General features: G+C 44.8%; 15 protein-coding genes and 2 riboswitches. Of the genes, 14 read left to right on the top strand and 1 reads right to left on the bottom strand.

Annotated elements, in window-relative coordinates; all coding sequences use genetic code 11:
- Position 1 precedes the first annotated feature (1 nt).
- From FS736_RS04425 to FS736_RS04380, 10 genes are all read left to right on the top strand, one after another.
- The gene (locus FS736_RS04425; RefSeq protein WP_186326655.1) at positions 2-2,059 is read left to right on the top strand and encodes an efflux RND transporter permease subunit; all 2,058 of its coding nucleotides are present in this window, start codon (positions 2-4) and stop codon (positions 2,057-2,059) included.
- A 2-nt stretch (positions 2,060-2,061) separates the two neighbouring features.
- Positions 2,062-3,849 (top strand): YhgE/Pip domain-containing protein, encoded by a 1,788-nt coding sequence (locus FS736_RS04420; protein WP_313959700.1) that lies wholly within the window; start codon positions 2,062-2,064, stop codon positions 3,847-3,849.
- 174 nt (positions 3,850-4,023) lie between these two features.
- Positions 4,024-4,533 carry a ferritin gene (locus FS736_RS04415; protein ID WP_144475158.1) on the top strand — a complete coding sequence of 170 codons (510 nt, stop codon included), beginning with the start codon at positions 4,024-4,026 and terminating at the stop codon, positions 4,531-4,533.
- 438 nt (positions 4,534-4,971) lie between these two features.
- A complete protein-coding gene (locus tag FS736_RS04410; RefSeq protein ID WP_144475157.1) occupies positions 4,972-5,355 on the top strand; it encodes a hypothetical protein in 384 nt (127 codons plus the stop codon).
- A gap of 183 nt (positions 5,356-5,538) precedes the next feature.
- Positions 5,539-7,587, top strand: coding sequence for a catalase (locus FS736_RS04405; RefSeq protein WP_395883501.1), 2,049 nt, complete (start codon positions 5,539-5,541; stop codon positions 7,585-7,587).
- 102 nt (positions 7,588-7,689) lie between these two features.
- The gene (locus FS736_RS04400; RefSeq protein WP_144475155.1) at positions 7,690-8,319 is read left to right on the top strand and encodes an NAD(P)H-binding protein; all 630 of its coding nucleotides are present in this window, start codon (positions 7,690-7,692) and stop codon (positions 8,317-8,319) included.
- A gap of 15 nt (positions 8,320-8,334) precedes the next feature.
- Entirely contained in the window at positions 8,335-9,951 is a 1,617-nt protein-coding gene (locus FS736_RS04395; protein ID WP_144475154.1) for an FMN-binding glutamate synthase family protein, read from the top strand.
- Positions 9,952-10,063: 112 nt separating this feature from the next.
- Positions 10,064-10,726, top strand: coding sequence for an NAD-dependent epimerase/dehydratase family protein (locus FS736_RS04390; protein WP_144475153.1), 663 nt, complete (start codon positions 10,064-10,066; stop codon positions 10,724-10,726).
- 2 nt (positions 10,727-10,728) lie between these two features.
- The gene (locus tag FS736_RS04385; RefSeq protein ID WP_395883500.1) at positions 10,729-11,841 is read left to right on the top strand and encodes an MBL fold metallo-hydrolase; all 1,113 of its coding nucleotides are present in this window, start codon (positions 10,729-10,731) and stop codon (positions 11,839-11,841) included.
- Positions 11,842-12,399: 558 nt separating this feature from the next.
- Positions 12,400-14,418 (top strand): phospholipase D-like domain-containing protein, encoded by a 2,019-nt coding sequence (locus tag FS736_RS04380; RefSeq protein ID WP_144475152.1) that lies wholly within the window; start codon positions 12,400-12,402, stop codon positions 14,416-14,418.
- Between the two features lie 151 nt (positions 14,419-14,569).
- On the opposite strand, the gene FS736_RS04375 is transcribed toward FS736_RS04380, so the two are convergent.
- Positions 14,570-15,055 (bottom strand): QueT transporter family protein, encoded by a 486-nt coding sequence (locus FS736_RS04375; protein ID WP_144475151.1) that lies wholly within the window; start codon positions 15,053-15,055, stop codon positions 14,570-14,572.
- Positions 15,056-15,060: 5 nt separating this feature from the next.
- Positions 15,061-15,105, bottom strand: a riboswitch (PreQ1 riboswitch).
- Positions 15,106-15,321: 216 nt separating this feature from the next.
- On the opposite strand from FS736_RS04375, the gene FS736_RS04370 reads away from it, so the two are divergent.
- The 4 genes from FS736_RS04370 to FS736_RS04355 all read left to right on the top strand — a co-directional run bounded on the left by FS736_RS04370 (position 15,322) and on the right by FS736_RS04355 (position 19,622).
- Positions 15,322-16,167 (top strand): pirin family protein, encoded by an 846-nt coding sequence (locus tag FS736_RS04370; RefSeq protein ID WP_144475150.1) that lies wholly within the window; start codon positions 15,322-15,324, stop codon positions 16,165-16,167.
- A gap of 71 nt (positions 16,168-16,238) precedes the next feature.
- Positions 16,239-16,321, top strand: a riboswitch (cyclic di-GMP riboswitch).
- 85 nt (positions 16,322-16,406) lie between these two features.
- Complete coding sequence (locus FS736_RS04365; RefSeq protein WP_144475149.1) at positions 16,407-17,669, top strand: DUF5667 domain-containing protein; 1,263 nt, start codon at positions 16,407-16,409, stop codon at positions 17,667-17,669.
- Positions 17,670-18,551: 882 nt separating this feature from the next.
- Positions 18,552-18,944, top strand: a complete 393-nt coding sequence (locus FS736_RS04360) for a sporulation protein (RefSeq protein WP_144475148.1) — start codon at positions 18,552-18,554, stop codon at positions 18,942-18,944.
- Positions 18,945-19,007: 63 nt separating this feature from the next.
- Positions 19,008-19,622: a protein kinase family protein gene (locus FS736_RS04355; RefSeq protein ID WP_144475147.1), complete on the top strand. Its 615-nt coding sequence runs from the start codon at positions 19,008-19,010 to the stop codon at positions 19,620-19,622.
- The last annotated feature ends 68 nt before the right edge of the window (positions 19,623-19,690 follow it).

Raw genomic sequence — 19,690 nt, 5'->3', positions numbered from 1 at the left:
AATGAACAGCATTGCAGAAAAAATCATTAAGCATAAAAAAGCTGTTGTCATCGCATTTGCTTTATTTGCGCTGTTATCAACAGTGGCGCAATTTTTTGTGTCAGTCAATTATAATATGGTAGATTATCTGCCTGAAGATGCCCAGTCAACAAAGGCGATGGAGATCATGGAGCAGGAATTTACCGCCGATGTCCCTGATACAAGGGTCATGATCAAGGATATAACCTTGCAGGAGGCCATAGCCTACAAGGAAAAAATGTCTGCCATCGATGGTGTGGGGGAAGTGATTTGGCTCGATGATGTGGTCGATTTGAAAACCCCAATTGAAATGGCAGATGAAGAAACGGTAGAGAATTATTATAAAGATGGAAATGCGCTCTTCTCAATCAGTGTCCGTTCCGGTGATGAAGTCAGGATTACTGATGAAATTTATGAGTTGATCGGTGAAAAAGGTGCAATTGCCGGCGAGGCTATCAATACGGCTTCATCCCAAAAAATGGCCGGGAAGGAATCGATGTATGCCGGGGTGCTGCTTGTCCCGATCATTATCTTCATTCTCGTTATTTCGACGAACTCATGGATTGAGCCGTTATTTTTTCTGACAGCCATCGGGGTATCGGTGGTGATCAACCTGGGAACGAACATCTTTATCGGAGAGGTTTCCTTCGTCACCCAGTCGGTCGCACCAATCCTGCAGCTGGCAGTTTCTCTCGATTATGCTGTCTTTTTGCTTCACAGCTTCTCCGATTACCGGAAGACAACGAGTAATCCGGAGGAAGCAATGCAGCTGGCGATGAAAAAGTCATTCCCGGCAATTACTGCCAGTGCAGCGACAACCTTTTTTGGATTCATTGCCCTGACTTTCATGAAGTTCGAAATCGGCTCGGATCTTGGGATCAATCTAGTAAAAGGAATCATCCTGAGCTTCATCAGTGTCATGTTGTTTTTGCCAGCGCTTACCCTGCTGTTTTATAAATGGATGGATAAAACAGAGCATAGAAGCTTTGTCCCGAGCTTTACCGGTATTGGGAAGTTTGTCATGAAATTGAAAATCCCAAGCTTGCTGCTGGTGTTGGCGATCATTGTTCCAAGCTTCCTGGCCCAGAGCAAAACGGCCTTCACCTACGGGCTTGGCGTGCAGCCGGAAACGACACGAGCGGGCAGTGATTTTACCGAGATTAAGGAAGCCTTTGGCGAAACCACGCCGATTGTCCTTCTGGTTCCAAAAGGGGATCGCGCGAAGGAATCGGAACTGGTCAAGGAACTGGAGAACCTTGATTATGTCACAAGTGTGATTGCCTATGTCAATATGGTAGGTTCGGTCATCCCTCCTGAATATTTGGATGAATCGATCACCAGGGAGTTTTACTCGAAAAATTACAGCCGGATGATCATCAATACAAATCAGGGAACAGAAGGAGATGTCCCTTTTTCAATCGTCCAGAAGGTGGAAAAGGCCGCTGAAAAGTATTATGGTGACAAAGCCCTGAGTTTGGGGGAAAGCGTGACATTGTATGATATCAAGAATGTTGTCAACAAGGATAATTTCGTCGTGAATGTGTTGACGGTCGTAACGATTGCGATTGTTCTGCTGGCGACCTTTAAGTCTATTTCGATACCACTCGTGCTGTTGATCACGATCCAGTCCTCGGTCTGGATTAATCTGTCGATTCCGTATTTCACCAGTTCTTCGCTGGTTTTTGTCGGATATCTGATCATCAGTACAGTCCAGCTGGCGGCAACCGTGGACTATGCGATCCTTTTGACGGAAGCTTACCAGCATAACCGCCGGGATATGTCGGCCAGGAAGGCAATCATAAAAACCCTGGATGAAAAGACATTTTCGATTTCGATTTCTGCGGCGATTTTATCGAGCGTCGGTTTCATTCTATGGATGACATCTTCAAACCCAATTGTCGGCTCCATCGGCTTGCTGTTGGGCAGGGGGGCATTGCTGGCATTCGTGATGGTCTTGTTCCTCCTTCCAGCGATGCTGCTGGTATTCGATAGATTCATTAAAAAGACGACCTACAAAGCAAATTTTTATGAGGAGAAATGATGATGAGGACAAAAAAGTTACTACCTGCTGCTCTCGCACTGATGCTGATCTTGCCTTCATTTCTTGATCCTGCAGCTGCGGCAGAAGCGGAAGGTAAAATTACCTCGAAGGATGAGGTAGTTTATGCCACGTTAACAGCCAATGGAAAACTTGATGATATTTATGTCGTCAATACGCTGGATGTTGCGGAAGCAGGCAAGATTGTCGATTATGGTGAATATAGCAGCGTCAAGAACCTGACCAATCTATCTAAACTGGATCGGGATGGGCAGGCCGTCCAATTCGATGCTCCCGAAGGAAAGTTTTATTATCAGGGAAACATGGCTGATAATACGGAATTGCCCTGGTCAATAGATGTTTCTTATTTACTTGATGGTCGTAAGATTGACCCATCTGAGCTGGCCGGTAAAAACGGACAGCTGGAAATCAGGATCCATACTTCAGCCAATGAAAAAGCAAATTCTCTCTACTTTGAGAATTACTTATTGCAAATTTCCCTGCAGCTTTCAAATAGTTATCAAAATTTGGAAGCAAATGGCGGGATGGTTGCAAACGCTGGGAAAAACAAGCAAATCACTTTTACGGTAATGCCCGGCCAGGAGGAAAATCTCAGCCTCAAGGCAGAAGTCGATGATCTTGAATTCACCGGCATCAGTATCGCCGCAGTTCCATCAACCTTGCCGATTGATACTTCCGAGATGGAGAACATGACTGAAGACATGTCCACATTGTCCGATGCAATCAGCGAATTGAACCAAGGCGTTGCCGAATTGAACCAAGGTGTTTCGGAATTGAGTGACGGAGCAGCGAGTCTCCGTGATGGTTCGGCAAAATATAAAAATGGCATCAGCGAGTTGAACAGCTCATCCTCACAAATAGTAGGTGCATCGAATTCGATTGGCGATGCTCTGAAAAAAATCAGTACATCCCTATCAGGAGATTCTGCTCAAATGGACATGAGGAGCCTGAGCGAATTGCCAGCAGGACTGACTAAATTGGCAGATGGGATGAACCAGGCAGCCGATGGTTTGACAGTTTTGCGGGAAAATTACGCAGCAGCTTATGGTGCCCTGGATGGAGCGATTAAGGGAATTCCGGCACAACAGGTTTCTGAGGAAGAAATAGCTGCATTATACAGCAGTGGCGCGGACGCCAATGTCGTCAAGAAATTGGTTGAATCCTATGCAGCTGCCCAGAGAGTCAAAGGAACGTATTCACAGGTGCAGAAAGCTTTTGCAGCCGTGGACCCAACATTGAAGCAGGTCAGCGGATCGGTGTCAGAAATGAGCGCGGCTCTCAATGGGATAGCTGGAGAACTTTCTGCCTCCTTAAAGGACACGGATATGAGCGGCCTGGAACAGCTGCAAAAAGGGCTCAACGAATTGTCCGCGAAATACGGTCAGTTCCATTCAGGATTAGTGGGCTATACTGGGGGATTAAGCAAGCTTGCCACCTCCTATAAAGAACTGCATTCAGGAATTGAAGGTCTGGCTGCCGGCACAGGTGAACTGAATAATGGAGTCGGCGAACTGCATGATGGAACAAGCAAGTTGAATGAGGAAACGAAGAACCTGCCCGAGCAAATGCAGCAGAAAATCAAAGAGATGATCAAGGAATACGACAAATCCGATTTTGAACCAGTTTCCTTTGTTTCTGCTAAAAATGAAAAAGTGGCCTCCGTTCAATTCGTCATCAAAACAAATGCAATCGAAAAAGAAGAGCAAGCAGAGAAAAAAGCAAAGCCTGAGAAAAAGAAAGGCTTCTGGGAGCTTTTGATGGAATTGTTTTAATGTATGAAAGACAGTCTGGCGGCATAGCTTTTGCTTCCGTACTGTCTTTTTTCTTTGCCGCCCGTTGGATAAACATGGTTTTAAGCAGCGCAAAAGGGTAAAATTCAATTGTGAAGGCAAAATAACTATGTTAGCGTAAAAAGACAGAGCTGCATGGACTGAGGAGGAATTAGTATGATCAGTGACAAGCTAGTAAATGGATTGGTTGAACAAATGAATTATGAATTTTATTCTGCGCATGCATACATGGCAATGGCAGCATATTGCTCAGCGGAGAATTTGGATGGTTTTGCGAACTTCTTTATGGTACAAGCAGAGGAAGAACGCTTCCATGCAATGAAGTTTTACAATTTCATCAATGATATGGGTGAACGTGTGACATTCGATGGTTTTAATGCTCCATCGAACGATTTCGAATCTGTCCTTGATGTGTTCGAAAAAGGACTTGCACATGAGAAGGAAGTAACCCGCCGCATCTATAATCTGGCAGATATCGCCCTCGACGAACGTGAGCACGCAACGATGACATTCCTGAAATGGTTCATCGAGGAACAAGTCGAAGAAGAGGCACTCTTCGACAGCCTCATCCAGAAGCTGCGCCGGATTGACCAGGACAGCAACGCCTTCTTCATGCTTGAAAATGAACTCGCACAGCGTTCATTCACAGCACCAGAGTCAAAATAAATACGAAAAAACAGGATTCCCAGCCGGAATCCTGTTTTTTTATATAGAAAAGACTAATTGCCCTTTAAAATCCCCCAGTTGGTTGAGCTTTATCTACAGTTGGTTGAGCCTTATCTACAGTTGGTTGAGCTTTATCTCCAGTTGGCATAGTTTTATCTCCAGTTGATAGAAATTTATCTCCAGTTAGTTGAACTTTATCTGGTTAGCTGTGCTTTATCTTCGACAGCTGTTTATAATTCCGATTATGAAGTTTTATTCCCGGTTGGCACAGATTTGTTCCAAGTTCAGCGACTGTGATAACCGTTGATACTGATTGAATCATGCTCCCTCGTCAAACGGAGTCCATCTGCCAATTATATCCAAATTTTCAAAAAAACTATTCCGCTTGTTTAATGGGGTATGAGTTATATAACAGAAACTTACGACAAGGAGGACCTTATGAAAAAACTACTTATATCTTTAACAGCTGCTGGGATCCTTGCTGGATGTAGTGCTGGTGACAGTGAGAATGGGCAGGAGGGGCCGCCGGAAACGGAGGTTAAGACTGAGGAGGATCCGGTGACCACGGATTATCTGCAAGAGAGGTTTTATGAAGGAATGGATTATGATGCTTATGCTGTTGAGGTTCAGACATGGGTTGATAAGGGCCAGGCGACCATTTCCGATACTGTAAAGATTGAGGGGCAAAAGAATGTATCAGCAGATATCATCCAGGTGGCTGACGGATTCCTTGCGGTTGCAAATGACAGCAAGGAAATCACTTTTATCAAAGCATTCGCCTCTCCTGAGGATGCAAAAGAATACTTGAAGAATAATCTATAAAAAACGCAGCCCGCTAACTAATCGTTTAGCGGGCATTTCCTTGTGGTATACGTCCATAGAGGGGCATGGACAGAAAGGACCGTGAAACGGTCTGTTCATTCATCTTGTGAACGATTACATAATATGCTCCCAGATCGTAAATGGAGGAATGAATCAGTGAAGAGAAATGAGAATCATCAATCTATGAACGAGAATTCAAAGGATCAGCAGCTGGAACAGTTCAGATCCGGTCATGACGGAGAAGCATTGACAACGAACCAGGGACTGCGTGTTTCTGAAGATGAACATTCCCTGAAGGCGGGCGAGCGTGGTCCGACTTTGATGGAGGATTTCCATTTCCGTGAGAAAATGACTCATTTTGACCATGAGCGCATTCCTGAGCGTATTGTCCATGCAAGGGGATTTGCGGCTCATGGGTACTTCCAGGTGTACGAGCCAATGGCTGAATATACGAAAGCAGGGTTCCTGCAGGATCCGTCAAAAAAGACTCCGGTCTTTGTGCGCTTCTCGACGGTTGCCGGTTCACGCGGGTCAGGCGATACTGTCCGTGATGTCCGCGGTTTTTCGACTAAATTTTATACGGAAGAGGGGAATTACGACCTTGTCGGCAACAACATCCCTGTATTTTTCATCCAGGATGCGATCAAGTTCCCTGATTTGATTCACGCAGTCAAGCCGGAACCGCATAATGAAATCCCGCAGGCTCAGTCAGCGCACGACACGTTCTGGGATTTTATCGCGAATAATACGGAGTCCGCACACATGATCATGTGGCATATTTCAGACCGTGCAATTCCGCGCAGCTTCCGGATGATGGAGGGCTTTGGTGTCCATACATTCAGGTTTGTCAATGAACAGGGCAAGGCCCGTTTTATAAAATTCCACTGGAAACCGGTGTTGGGAGTCCATTCACTGGTTTGGGATGAAGCGCAGAAGCTTGCCGGCAAAGACCCTGATTTCCATCGCCGTGATCTTTTTGATGCGATCGAGATGGGGAATTATCCAGAATACGAGCTTGGCGTCCAGATGATTGATGAGGAAGACGAATTCAAATTTGATTTCGATGTTCTGGACCCGACTAAAATCTGGCCAGAGGAACTGGTGCCAGTCAAGATCATCGGAAAAATGACGCTGAATCAGAATGTGACCAATTACTTTGCGGAAACAGAACAGGTCGCATTCCATCCGGGACATGTCGTGCCAGGGATCGATTTTTCAAATGACCCGCTTCTTCAAGGGCGTTTGTTCTCCTATACCGACACGCAGCTTTCCCGTCTCGGCGGTCCGAACTTCCATGAAATCCCGATAAACAGGCCCGTATGCCCGTTCCATAACAATCAGCGCGATGGAATGCACAGGATGACGATTGACCGCGGCCAGGTAGCCTACCATAAAAACTCGCTCCAAAGCAATCATCCAAAAACTTCATCCGCGAGCGAGGGTGGATATCAACATTATCAGGAAAAAGTGGATGGCCGAAAAGTCCAGGCACGCAGCGACAGCTTCAAGGACCACTATTCACAGGCAATCCTTTTCTGGAACAGCATGTCCGATGTTGAAAAGGAGCATATGATCCAGGCATTCAGCTTTGAGCTAGGTAAGGTAAAAAGCAAGGATGTACAGCAGCAGGTGGTCGAGATGCTCGGCAATATCGATACCTTACTGGCTGAGCAGGTAGCAGAAAGTCTGGGGGCAAAAAAGCCAGAAAGCAAACCAGCAGAAGTGACTATGTCTTCTCCAGCATTAAGCCAAATGAATACAGCGAAGCTCCCGAATACCAGAAAGGTTGCGATCCTTGCAGATCATGGATTTAACGGAGCAGAAGTTTCCGGTGTGATGGAGATTTTGAAAAAGAGCGGCATTACAGCGGAAATTGTCAGCAAACAGCTCGGCATGATCAAGGGCGATGACGGGAGTGAGATTGAAGCCCAGCATACACTTTTAACAGGAAGCTCTGTTCTTTTTGACGCTTTGTATATCGCAGGCGGCCAGCAGAGTGTCGACAGCCTGAAGCAGAAAAAGGAAGCCGTTTATTTTGTGGATGAGTCGTTCAGCCACTTAAAGGCAGTTGGTGCAGGAAAAGAAGGTGCAGAACTCCTGGCTGCTGCAGGAATCGGCCATGAAGAAGCCCCAGGTGTCGTCGTTTTTGAAAACAGCAAAGAAGTGACAGGTGAAGCCCAGAAATTCATCAAGGCAGTAGCAGAACACCGCCACTGGAATCGAATGATTTAATTTAAGAAAGAGAAACGGATCATATCTGTTTCTCTTTTTTACAAAACCGGCTTATGGAAGCAACAAAGTAAACGGAAAAGCTTACCAAAGGAGGGGACATAAATGAAGGTGATTGTCTTCGGTGCGCATAGCAGTGTTGGCGAATTGGTTGTCAGTAAGCTTATGAAAAACGGATATCCGTCATGCGCAGTGATCATCAATGAAAATCAAATCGAGACATTGAAAAAGCTTGGAGCGAATGAACTGGTGATATATGAGGAGAAGTTGCTGCCAAGCTTATTCCAGGGCTATGATGCGGCCATTTATCTAACGGGCATCAATCCAAGAGCCAAAGCGGGCAGAACAGTAATGGTGGACCATGAGTCGGTCATAGAGACGGTAAAGGAGGCCGAAAAGCAGGGAGTTCAGCGCTTTGTAATGATGAGTGCCATCACAGCCAATGAAGCGGAAGGTGATGAAAGCCGTGACATCGGGGCCAAAGAGATGCCGGATGAATTACTGCGTCAATCAAATCTGACATATACTGTAATACAGCCTGGAGCGGTTACAGATAAACCTGGGGATGGAAAAATATCGGCGGCTGTCACACTTGAGGAAAATGATGCTGAAATATCACGCGAGGACTTGGCTGAGGTGCTCGTCAAGTCGCTTGAGGCGGAGAGAACTTTTAATAAGACATTCGAGGTAGCAGACGGGGATACAATGATAACAAAAGCATTATCTTCATTATAGGAAAGGAGGATCCAAATGGGTTTGACGGATTACCTTGTGATCGGCTTGTTTATTTTCATCGCCTTGATCATACTCGTGCCGATTCTGTTATTCATTTATTTATATTTAAAAGACGACAAGCAAAAACAGCATTCGATTTTGAGGAATTTCCCTGTCATCGGGAAGGTGCGTTATTTTACCGAACACATCGGCCCTGAACTTAGGCAGTATTTATTTAATGCTGATAATGAAGGAAAGCCTTTTTCGCGCAAAGAATACCAGGATGTCGTTAAGGCAGGGAAGTATAAGGAAAGATTGATTGGTTTCGGCTCTTTAAAAGACTTTGATGCAGAAGGCTTTTATATTCGAAATACGCTTTTTCCGAAGTTGGCTGAAGAAATGAAGATCGATAACGCAGAAAAAGTCAAAACAAGAGTTTACAAGATTGATGGCGAGGGGCTGTTCACACGGAAGGAACACAACGAGGAAAAGCTGGTTGACCCTTATTACTTGCAGGATGAAGACGCTGTCGTTGTTGGTGAAAGTACTTGCCGCTATCCATTCAGGGTAAAAGGCCAGGTAGGCCAGTCAGCTATGAGCTATGGAGCACTTGGTGAGAAAGCGATCCAGGCGTTGTCAAAAGGTCTCGGAATTGCAGGCGGAACGTGGATGAATACAGGTGAAGGCGGATTGTCCGACCACCACCTCGCAGGGAATCCGGATATCATCATGCAAATCGGTCCCGATTTATTTGGTGTCCGCAAGCCAAACGGGGAGTTTTCCTGGGAAGAATTCAAGAAGAAAAGCGAGATGCCACAGATAAAAGCATTTGAGATCAAGCTGGCGCAGGGGGCTAAGACACGCGGCGGCCATGTTGAAGGTGCAAAGGTTACCGAGGAGATCGCCAAAATCCGTCTGGTTGAAGTCGGAAAGACCATTAACAGTCCGAACAGATTTTATGAATTCAGTGATGTCCCATCCATGTTCGACTGGATCGAGGAATTGCGCTCGGTTGGAGGCAAGCCTGTAGGTATGAAGATTGTCGTCGGGGACATGGACGCACTTGAAAACATGATTTCTTACATGAAAGAAAGCGGGAAAGGCCCGGATTTCATTACGGTGGACGGCGGTGAAGGCGGGACAGGCGCAACCTATCAAGAGCTGGCCGATACGGTGGGGCTCCCTATTCATTCGGCGTTGCCGGTTGTGGATGAAATGCTCCGTCAGTATGGGATAAGAGACCGTGTGAAGCTGATCGCTTCTGGTAAACTGATCACCCCTGATAAAGTCGCCATCGCTCTGGCAATGGGAGCTGATATGGTGAATATCGCCCGCGGAATGATGATCAGTGTTGGCTGCATCATGGCCCAGGTATGCCACACGAATACATGTCCTGCGGGGGTAGCGACCACAGACAAGAAGCTTCAGGATGGCCTGGTTGTCGATGAGAAGATGTACCGTGTCGCCAACTATATCATTTCGCTGCGGGAAGGCCTGTACAATCTGGCAGCGGCTGCCGGGTTGGATAGTCCCACACAATTTGAACGGAAACATATTGTCCATAAAGATAAACTTGGGCGCGTATCGCCGGTTGAAGACCTGATTATCGCGGCAAGAAGAGCACAATTGCAAAAAGAACGAAAGATAGATTAATGATAGAAAGCCAGTCCATTCGCGGGCTGGCTGTTTTGCTTTTAAAATTTTCTTATCAAACAAATTGTGGAATAATAAAGGGTATTAAGCTTTTCATTAGGGGGTTGCTTGCTTGGCGGGTAAAACAGCATTGATTGCCGGTGCGACCGGTTTGATTGGGAAGGAACTGCTGCAGTTTCTATTGAATGGGAATGAGTATGATAAAGTCATTGCGATTGTAAGAAGGCCGGTTGGGATTGATCATCCAAAACTTGATGAAAGAATCGTCGATTTCAATCAGCTCGAACAAAGAAAACAGCTATTTACAGCGGACGATGTGTTTTGCTGTCTTGGAACAACAATCAAAAAGGCTAAAACGAAGGAAGCGATGTGGAAAATAGACGTTGAATATCCAATTTCCATTGCCACGCTGGCGAGTTCGGAGGGAGCAAAGAAGTTCTTGCTTGTCAGCTCAATGAACGCGGACCCTGAATCTGCTTTTTTTTATCCAAGGATGAAAGGGAAGCTCGAAGAGGAAATCAAACAGATCCCATTTGAAACAACTGCCATCTTCCGTCCGTCTCTCCTGCTGGGGGAACGTGAAGAATTCAGGTTTGGCGAAAGGACGGCAGCGGCCATTTTTTCGAAACTGCCTTTTCTTTTTACCGGGCCGTTAAGGAAATATAAAGCGATTGAAGGAAGGACAGTGGCTTCTGCAATGTATCGTGTTGCCCAGAAAAATGATAAAGGACTGACTGTGTATCCTTCTGAACTCATACAAGAGATAGGGTGCTGAACATTAACATGATCATCGATCTTATATTGGTTATAGCAGGAATTATTGTACTTGGATATGCGGTCCTGAAGATTCATCCGGCTTTTGGGGGAAAGCAATCCAAAGAGAAGAAAGAGTTATTCGCACAATCTCCGCAATATCTAAAGGGGGAATTCGTCAACCAGACCCCAACCCACTGGGATACGAGTTTTGGTTCGATGCTTTCCATGATGAGGGACTTTTTAAAAGGCAATTCCGAAAGAAGGCCAAGGATTCCTATTCCGATGGCAGCCTACACACCTGGAATAAATCAAGGTTCCTCAGTGAAAGTCACCTGGTTCGGACACTCCGCTTTCCTGTTAGAGATAGAAGGGAAAACGATTTTATTCGACCCGATGTTCGGGAAGGCCCCAACACCTTTTCCGGTCAGGAACCAGCGATACAGTGGAAAGCTCCCTTTCGCGATTGATGAGCTGCCTGTGATTGATGCTGTTGTCCTGTCTCATGACCATTATGATCACCTTGATTATGGTTCGATCATGAAGTTGAAGGGGAAGGTAAAACAGTTCATAACTCCCCTCGGAGTCGGGAGCCATTTGGGAAGATGGGGAATTCCTGAAGGGAAGATCAGTGAACACGATTGGTGGAGTGAATTTACCTTCGAAGGTCTTAAGCTGGCGTGCACCCCGGCCCGCCATTTTTCTGGCCGCGGACTCACCGACCGTAACTCAACGCTTTGGTGTTCGTGGGTAATAATTGGTCCTGAATCAAAGGTATATTTCAGTGGTGATGGCGGCTACGGTCCGCATTTTAAAGAGATTGGCGAAAAGTATGGACCGTTTGACCTGACCTTGATGGAATGCGGCCAGTATGACGCACGCTGGGCAGCGATTCATATGCTTCCAGAAGAAACGGTCCAGGCACATCAGGATGTCAAAGGAAAGCTGCTCATCCCTGTCCATTGGGGAGCATTCACCCTGTCGCTTCATGCCTGGCATGATCCAGTTGAGAGGGCGCTTCAGGCGGCAAAAGAATCCGGGGTCGTTATTGCAACGCCAAGAATCGGAGAAACCATCTGTTTAGGCGAAGACCAGATTCCAGAGACTGCCTGGTGGAAGCTGACAGATTCATATTGATTTTAAAAGTCATGTTAGTGATAACATGGCTTTTTTTGCTGGGGATTGTTGCTTAATGTATGGCAGCTCTTAGATGACTCGCAACTATTTCAGTATTGCTTTTGTGATAGATATCTCTAACGGACACTTTTCGCGAGAATGGCTGTAAAACTGTCCGATAGAGGGGTTCTAACGGACACTTTTTCATAGAAAGGTTGTAAGAGTGTCCGATAGAGAGGTTCTAATGGACACATTTTCCGAGAATGGTAGTAAAACTGTCCGAAAGAGTCGCATTAGCCAAACCTAGAGGGATATTATTTCCGATTCTAAAGGTTTTTGAAACAAAAAGGCAGTGAAGGAAAAATAATTTGATCCCATTCCATGCTGAATGGTTTTTTTTATCGGTAAATGGCACGGGATTGGAAGCTGCCTGGGTCATTCGTTTCTGTTGTGATATTCTACACAAATTTAAACTCCTTAAAAAGACTCATTTTTTGAAAAAATTACATTTTCATCATATTTCGACAACTTTTTTACATTATGATTATCTTGGATTTATATTTGAGGAGGTAGTCAAAGTTGAAGAAGTTGATTTCTGTTTTTCCTGCAATTATTTTATTTTTTTTCACGCTTTACCCATCATTCCTGCCCGCTGTATCAAAGGTGGAAGCAGCAGGGACTGGGAATGTCGTCATCAATGAAATCGCCTGGATGGGCACGAACAACAGTTATAGCGATGAGTGGATTGAGCTTTACAACAATTCAGGTTCTGATGTGGTGCTCGATGGCTGGCAGCTCAATGCCACGGATGGTGCCCCGGCAATCAAGCTGAGCGGGACGATTCCGGCATATGGCTATTTTTTGCTGGAAAAGACAGATGACCAATCCGTAACAGGGATCCAGGCTGATCAGATTTACAGCGGCTCGCTTGGCAATACAGCTGAATATCTGAAATTATTGAATGCCGCAGGTGCTGTTATAGATGAGGTCGACTCATGGTATGCAGGTGATAATACGGCAAAAGCGACAATGGAACGGATTGATCCAGCTGTTGCCGGACTTGATTCGACAAACTGGGCGACAGCCAATGCAAGTTATGCCGATGGCCTTGGGACTCCAAAGGCCCTGAATTCAACGGCCACTGATGGCAGCGGTTCGGGTGGTGATGCCGGCGGAAATACAACTCCTCCTGAAACGCCAAGCGTTTGTGATGACAGGACGCAGCGCCTGAATAATGTTTCTGAGGCAGAAGGCGCGATGAATGTCTATTTTAATAAATGTGCTTTTCCGCAATATGCTTCTGCGGGGAACGAAGCGAACTATAATGTAAACTTTGAAGATATCTTAATCAAAAGATTAAATTCTGCAACAACGAGCATTGACTTTGCCACCTATGAAATCAACCTGCCGCGAGTGGTTGATACATTGATCCAGAAGGCGGCACAGGGTGTGGATGTGCGAGTGATTGCGGATTCCAAGGATGCAGCAGACCCGCATTACGCAGAACGATTTGAAACAATGCGGCTCTATCTTGAAAAAATGAAGCGCGGGCAGGATGCGGTCATTGGAACTGAGGATGATATTGTCATTTTTTCAGACTCACCTATGTTTGCCGTTGAAGACAGTGCCAAAAGAACAGAAAAGGGATTGCCTGCCGGCGTTACAGATATTGAGCAAGTAACTGTGACAGTTGGAAACAGTGATACTACTGGTCGGCTTTTTGTTGAAGCAGAGGAAAAATCGGCAGGAAGCTACTATGGGCCAGGAAACCAGATGCATAACAAATTCGCAATAGTGGATGATCGCTGGGTATTCACAGGAACCTGGAATTTTACCGTGACAGGCCTTTATGGTACTGATGAAAACATGCAGCAGGGCATCCTTGACGGCAACCAAAACCAGATTGTTGAAATTAACTGGCCACAGCTTGCCGGCATCTATGAAACAGAATTCAATGAGATGTGGGGAAGCAATGCATTGAATCCAGATCCAGTTGCTTCAAACTTCAGCACGCGCAAAACAGATAACACCACACATGTTTTAGATATCAATGGTAAGAAGGTTGAAATCTATTTTTCAGCTGGGGATAACGCTGTTGGCAAAATGGCTGATGTGATTCGGAATGAAGCTGACTTTAATACATACTTCTCGATTTTTGCATGGAGCGACCAGGCGTTAGCGGATGAATTGAAGAATAAGTGGGAGGGTTCCTATAATGATATGGAAGGAACCTTGACTGGATTTGATGTGAAAGGTTTGTTCGATTCGGATTTCTGGAACCAGTGGTGGTCCGCGAGTGTGGATATGACTGGGAGGACTGCTTCGCAAACCAGTGTGAACAATCCTAACACACGCTGGAACAATCCCGCACCAGTCTATGCGGATGCAGAAATACGCAAACTTCACAGTAAAACCATGCTGATTGACGCCGATACAAACAGTGACCCTACTGTCATCGTCGGATCGACGAACTGGAGCAACAATGGAAACAATGTTAATGACGAAAACATGCTGATCATTCACGATGCAGCAGTTACGAACCAATTTCTTCAGGAATTCAATGCCCGTTACGTCCAGGCTGGCGGAGTATTGCAGTAGTTTGAGTACAGCATGAGCAAGGAAGAGTTACATCATACAAGAAGGCAAAACGAGTGAAAACGTTTTGCCTTCTTTTTATTTCACTGCCTGTGGAGCAGGGGTGATGGACATTTGCTTTTCCTGACTTTTCTGCTGAACCGTTTATTTAAAATTATACCAACTTCTCAAGATTCACTCGTTTATGGATCGCAAGCATCACTGGGATGCCGACAGCCATTACGATGAATTCACCTGCGGCTGTTGTCAGCCATGTGAACCAGAACGGCAGCTGGAATGCTAGATTCAATTCAAGCGCAATCAGGAACATCGTGAAGGTGAACACCAGAGTATTCACAAACATCCGGCCGATGATATTCTTGATATATTTTGCAGTGAAAATCGTAATCCATAAAGAAATCACTGACTGGCCAACCCCAAAAACAAGGTCATAAGCGATCATCGGGGAAAAGAGCAGGTTTGTTAAAAACACACCTAATACAATTCCGAAGAAAAATTTTTTGTTAAAAACAATCAGGTGGTTGAACATTTCCGATACGCGGAACTGTACATTGGTAAAGCCGAATGGCTGGATAACTGCGGAAACGGCAATATACAATGCAGCAAGAATCCCGTTTCGGACAATCATTCTCGTATTCATTTTCATCTCTCCTAGTTTTTTTACGTGGGATGGTTACGAACCACGATATTTAAAAGCCAAATTTATATTATATAGGATGAAAGACCTTCTCACAATGGCATTTTTCTAGAATAGCAGTTTGGGACTTGGACTCTGATTAAGATAGGGTTTATCTCAGCTTAAAGTATCTTTGATTTAAAATAATACCTGCGATTGGTATAATTTAATGCAACTGGGAAGGTAAAATGACCTGTAAAAATTGAAGTACCTGGAAAGGGGATATAAAAATGTTTAAAAGAGATATAAAAAAGCATTGGACCGTTCAATATGAAGAGAGGGTCATGCCGCATGTGCAGGCAGGAATGGTACTGAACCCGCAAGACTGGAGGGAACTGGACCCGTTCATTCTAATGGCGGAGGACTGGTTCAAGCGCGGAACCTTTTCCGACCATCCACATCGCGGCTTCCAAACGATTACGTTTGTCATTGACGGCAGACTGGAACATATCGATAATCATGGAGGCCACAGCATCCTGGAGGCAGGGGATATCCAGTACATGAACGCCGGCAGCGGAGCGAGGCATGCCGAGGAGGCGGTGGAAAACGACATTGCCCATACGCTGCAATTATGGCTGAATTTGCCTGGAGAGCTGAAAGGCACAACCACTTCTTATCAGAATGTATATAACGAAGAGGCGCCTGTTGTCCCATTCGATGGCGGCACACTGAAGGTCTACTCAGGAGAAACCGCGGGTGTAAAGGGACCGTTGGAACCATTGGTGCCATTTGCTTTATCTGAAATTCGCCTGTCAGAAGGTGCTGAATTCACATATGAGCTTCCAGAGACACATAATGCGTTCCTTTATGTACTTTCAGGTGAACTTGAAGCTGGTGAAAGCAAGACCAACCTAAAGAAATCTTCAGCAGCAACTTTAACTTACAATGATGTTGGCAAAGGCTTAAGCGCCCTATCTTTGAAAGCGAATAAGCGCTCAAGAGTTTTGGTTTACTCTGGCCAGCCAATCAAAGAGGAAGTCGTTGCATACGGTCCATTCGTCATGAATTCAATGGAAGAAATCCGCCAGGCATACCGGGATTACCAGGAAGGGAAATTTGGCGGGGAAGCGAAGTAGCTGTGGTGCAAACTTTAAAAATTTTTATTTATTTTTTCGTGTCGAATAAGTATGATAAAAGTAGAATTAAAATCCGATAAAGGCAAATCCAGGGAAACCTGGGGACGCAAAACTACAGGGGCTAAAGTCATGACCATGCCAGCCAGTTGCCGAAGGTTCACATAGTCGATTTATGTGTGCTGCTCTTCGGACAGCACTTTTTTGATTTTAATTCCAATATATTAGTGGGGGAAATTGGAATGAAAAAGTTTTTCGCATCAACAATTTTGATCGGGTTGCTTGCTTTTGGTACGGGAGTATCCGCAGAGGAAGTTATTGAAACTGCAGATCCCGGAACGACACCAGACGAGTTTTTATTTACGTTTGATCAATTATTTGAAGAATTGAAGCTTTTAATTACCTTTGATGATGAAAAGGAAGCCGAGCTGCTTTTAGAGTTTGCGAACGAGAGGCTGGCTGAGGCGGCAGCTATGTCAGAGGAGGAAAAGACAGAATTCGTACAAGAGGCGTTAAAAGATTATTTAGAAACGCTTGAGGAAGCGCAAGAGAAGGTCACGGAGGTCATTGTTGAAGACGGGACCGATTCCGATGGAGAAGACCGGCTGACAGAAGAGTTGGAAAATGCAGCTGATCTTGAGGAAGGGCTTACCGAAGAACTCGAAGATGAATTGAAGGAAGAAGTTGAAGAAGCAACAGAACAAGCAAAGATCGTTGCTAACGTGGTAAAGGATCTTGATCAGGATAGGGTAGCCCAGCTGCGTGAGCAGGAGTTGGGTTATGGACAAATCGCACAAATCTTCTGGCTTGCAGAGGCAGCTGGCAAGACAGTGGAAGAGATTGCCGTTTTATATACAGAGGAAAAGGTTGGTTTTGGAAAGGCAGCCAAGCAGCTGGGTGTCCATCCTTCACAGTTGAAAGGACTGGCAGCAGGTAAAAAAGAATCTTCAGTCGATGAAGAGACTGATGCAGATGATAGTGGTGAAATTTCAGAAGATGAAGGCTCCTTAGAAGCAGAACAGCCTGAAGAAGAAATGGAAACTGAGGAAGGAAATGTGGAGACTGAATCGGCTGACCAGCAAGTTAATATTGCAGCCGCTACAGTTGCCGGCACGGTATCGAAAACGACTGCTTCAAAAGTAGAAGAAAAGAAAGTAAATGCAGAAAAGAAGGCGGAAGAAGCCGCTGTGAAGGCTGCTGAGAAGAAAGCTGAAGCTAAAAAGAAAGCGGAAGAACAAAAGCGCGAAGCAGAAAAGAAGGCTGAAGAAAAGCAAAAAGAAGAATCAGCAAAAGCTGAAGAGAAGCGTAAGGAAGAAATGAAAAAAGCTGAAGAGAAGCGTAAAGAAGAAGCGAAAAAAGCTGAAGAGAAGCGTAAAGAGGCAGTAAAAGAAACAAAGAAGAATAAAGAAAAGCAAGAAGATGACGAAGTGGAAGACGACGAGCAGGAAGATGATGACAGCCACGGTAATCCAAACAATGAAAAAGAGAAGAAAAACGGAAAGTAAGTTTACAGGTACTATTCGATAGAGGAAACCGATCCGCTTAGAATATTTGACTGTATTCAAGTTTTTATGTACGATGATAGTATCAAAATGAATAGTTCTCCTAAAGGGGAGTAGCTTTTACAACAGAGTCGTCATTCCGGAGGTCACTCCCGGCTTTGTTGGCAACAATCGTTGTTAGCAAGACCTTTGCCAAATATGGTGAAGGTCTTTTATTGTTTTCTTACCTTCACCAGGGCAGGTGAAGGTTTTTTTATTATATTTTCGGTTGCGCTAAAGCCGTTCCGTAGTATATAGCCCGAAAAAGCTCCCATAGGAAGATTTGAGTCACATAAAAAGGGAATATGTGCCCGGAAAAGTGCGAACGTGAGGATTTAGGTCACATAAAAAGGAAATATGTGCCCGAAAAAGCGCCGGTAGGAAGATTTGGGTCACATAAAAAGGGAATATGTTCCCGGAAAAGCGCCCACAGGAAGATTTGGGTCACATAAAAAGGGTATATGTGCCCGAAAAAGTGCCCACAGGAAGATTTGGGTCACATAAAAAGGGAATATGTGCCCAAAAAAGCGCCGGCAGGAAGATTTGGGTCACATAAAAAGGGAATATGTTCCCGGAAAAGTGCCCACAGGAAGATTTGGGTCACATAAAGAGAGAATATGTGTCTGAAAAAGTGCCCAGGAAGAATTAGGGGAAAAATATTTGATAATGGCACCTTTTTAGAAACGACACAGAAGCATTTGCGAACTGTTAACATAAATTGAAATATCGGAGTGTAACGCTATTGAAGTGAACATCTTATACAGATGAATGGTAATAAAAGTGAATTGACCATAATAGGGTCCACGCACGATGAATCTAAAAAAGTTAACGTTATGGAGGAACAGCATGTTATTAAGAAAGTATATGTCACTGCTAGGAGTAGGCTCCGCCCAGATCGACCTTATTTTAAAGAAGGATGTTCTGACCCCAGGAGATTCTGTGCATGGGAAGTTTTTGATCAAGGGCGGGACGGTTGCACAGGAACTGCAGCAAATTGAATGTATTCTTGTCATGGTTGATTTAAAGACAGAACAGGAAGAGACACTGGATAAGGTCTTAATCGATGTAGAGACAAGGATTCAGCCTGACGGGGATGATGTGGTTCCATTTACTTTCCAGCTTCCGACTGATGTTCCCCCCTCCAACAAGCATATTTCTTATCACTTTAAAACAAAGCTTGTATTCAAGCAGGGAATAGAAAGCTGGGATGAAGACATGATTAAGGTCGTGAAAAAATGAACTGAGACGCGGAGATTAAGTGGGATTAAGTATATTAAGTATATTAAGAAAGGGGCAGGGAGCATGAACCAATACGAACATCTGGCAAAAAGTGTTGTTTATTCAGTACGGGGATCAAAAATGGTTTTGGTTCATAAAGACCCAAGACTTAAGCTGATTGGAGAGGGCAGAAGTGCTTTCGCGTTCCTGATTAAAGGCACGGATTTGGTTTTGAAAGTTTTCTTTCCACAGTTTTGCAAGATTGCCGCAGAAGAGGCAGCAGTATATCAGCAGCTTGCAGGAAGCAGGTTTTTCCCTAAGCTTCATGAATCAGGAAGTAATTATCTGGTTATCGACTTTGTCCGTGGGTTGACGCTCTATCAATGTCTGGTAAATGGAATACCGATTTCTCCGGGTCATATTGAGGAAGTCGATCATGCCCTTAATCTGGCCAGGGGAAAAGGTCTCAACCCGTCCGACATCCATCTGAGGAACATCCTCATCACACCTGAAAATGACATCAAGCTTATTGACGTGGCAAGATTTCGGCAGACGAAGGAATGCTCTCAATGGAAGGACTTAAAGACGGCCTTTTATAAATTTTATCGCCATGAGCGATTTCCTAAAAAGTTGCCTGAACCAGCAATGGATTTAATTGCATTTTTCTATAAAAAAGGATTGCTTCCAACTATTAACTAATAATGGCAGCAATCCTTTTTATAAAACTACATAAAATAACTATAGTGAGAACAGCACCAGGTTCAAAA

The organism is Cytobacillus oceanisediminis 2691, assembly GCF_007678455.1.
GTDB classification, from domain to species: domain Bacteria; phylum Bacillota; class Bacilli; order Bacillales; family Cytobacillaceae; genus Mesobacillus; species Mesobacillus oceanisediminis_A.
Note: the sequence above shows the minus strand (reverse complement) of the source record. Positions and strands in the feature narration are given on the sequence as shown.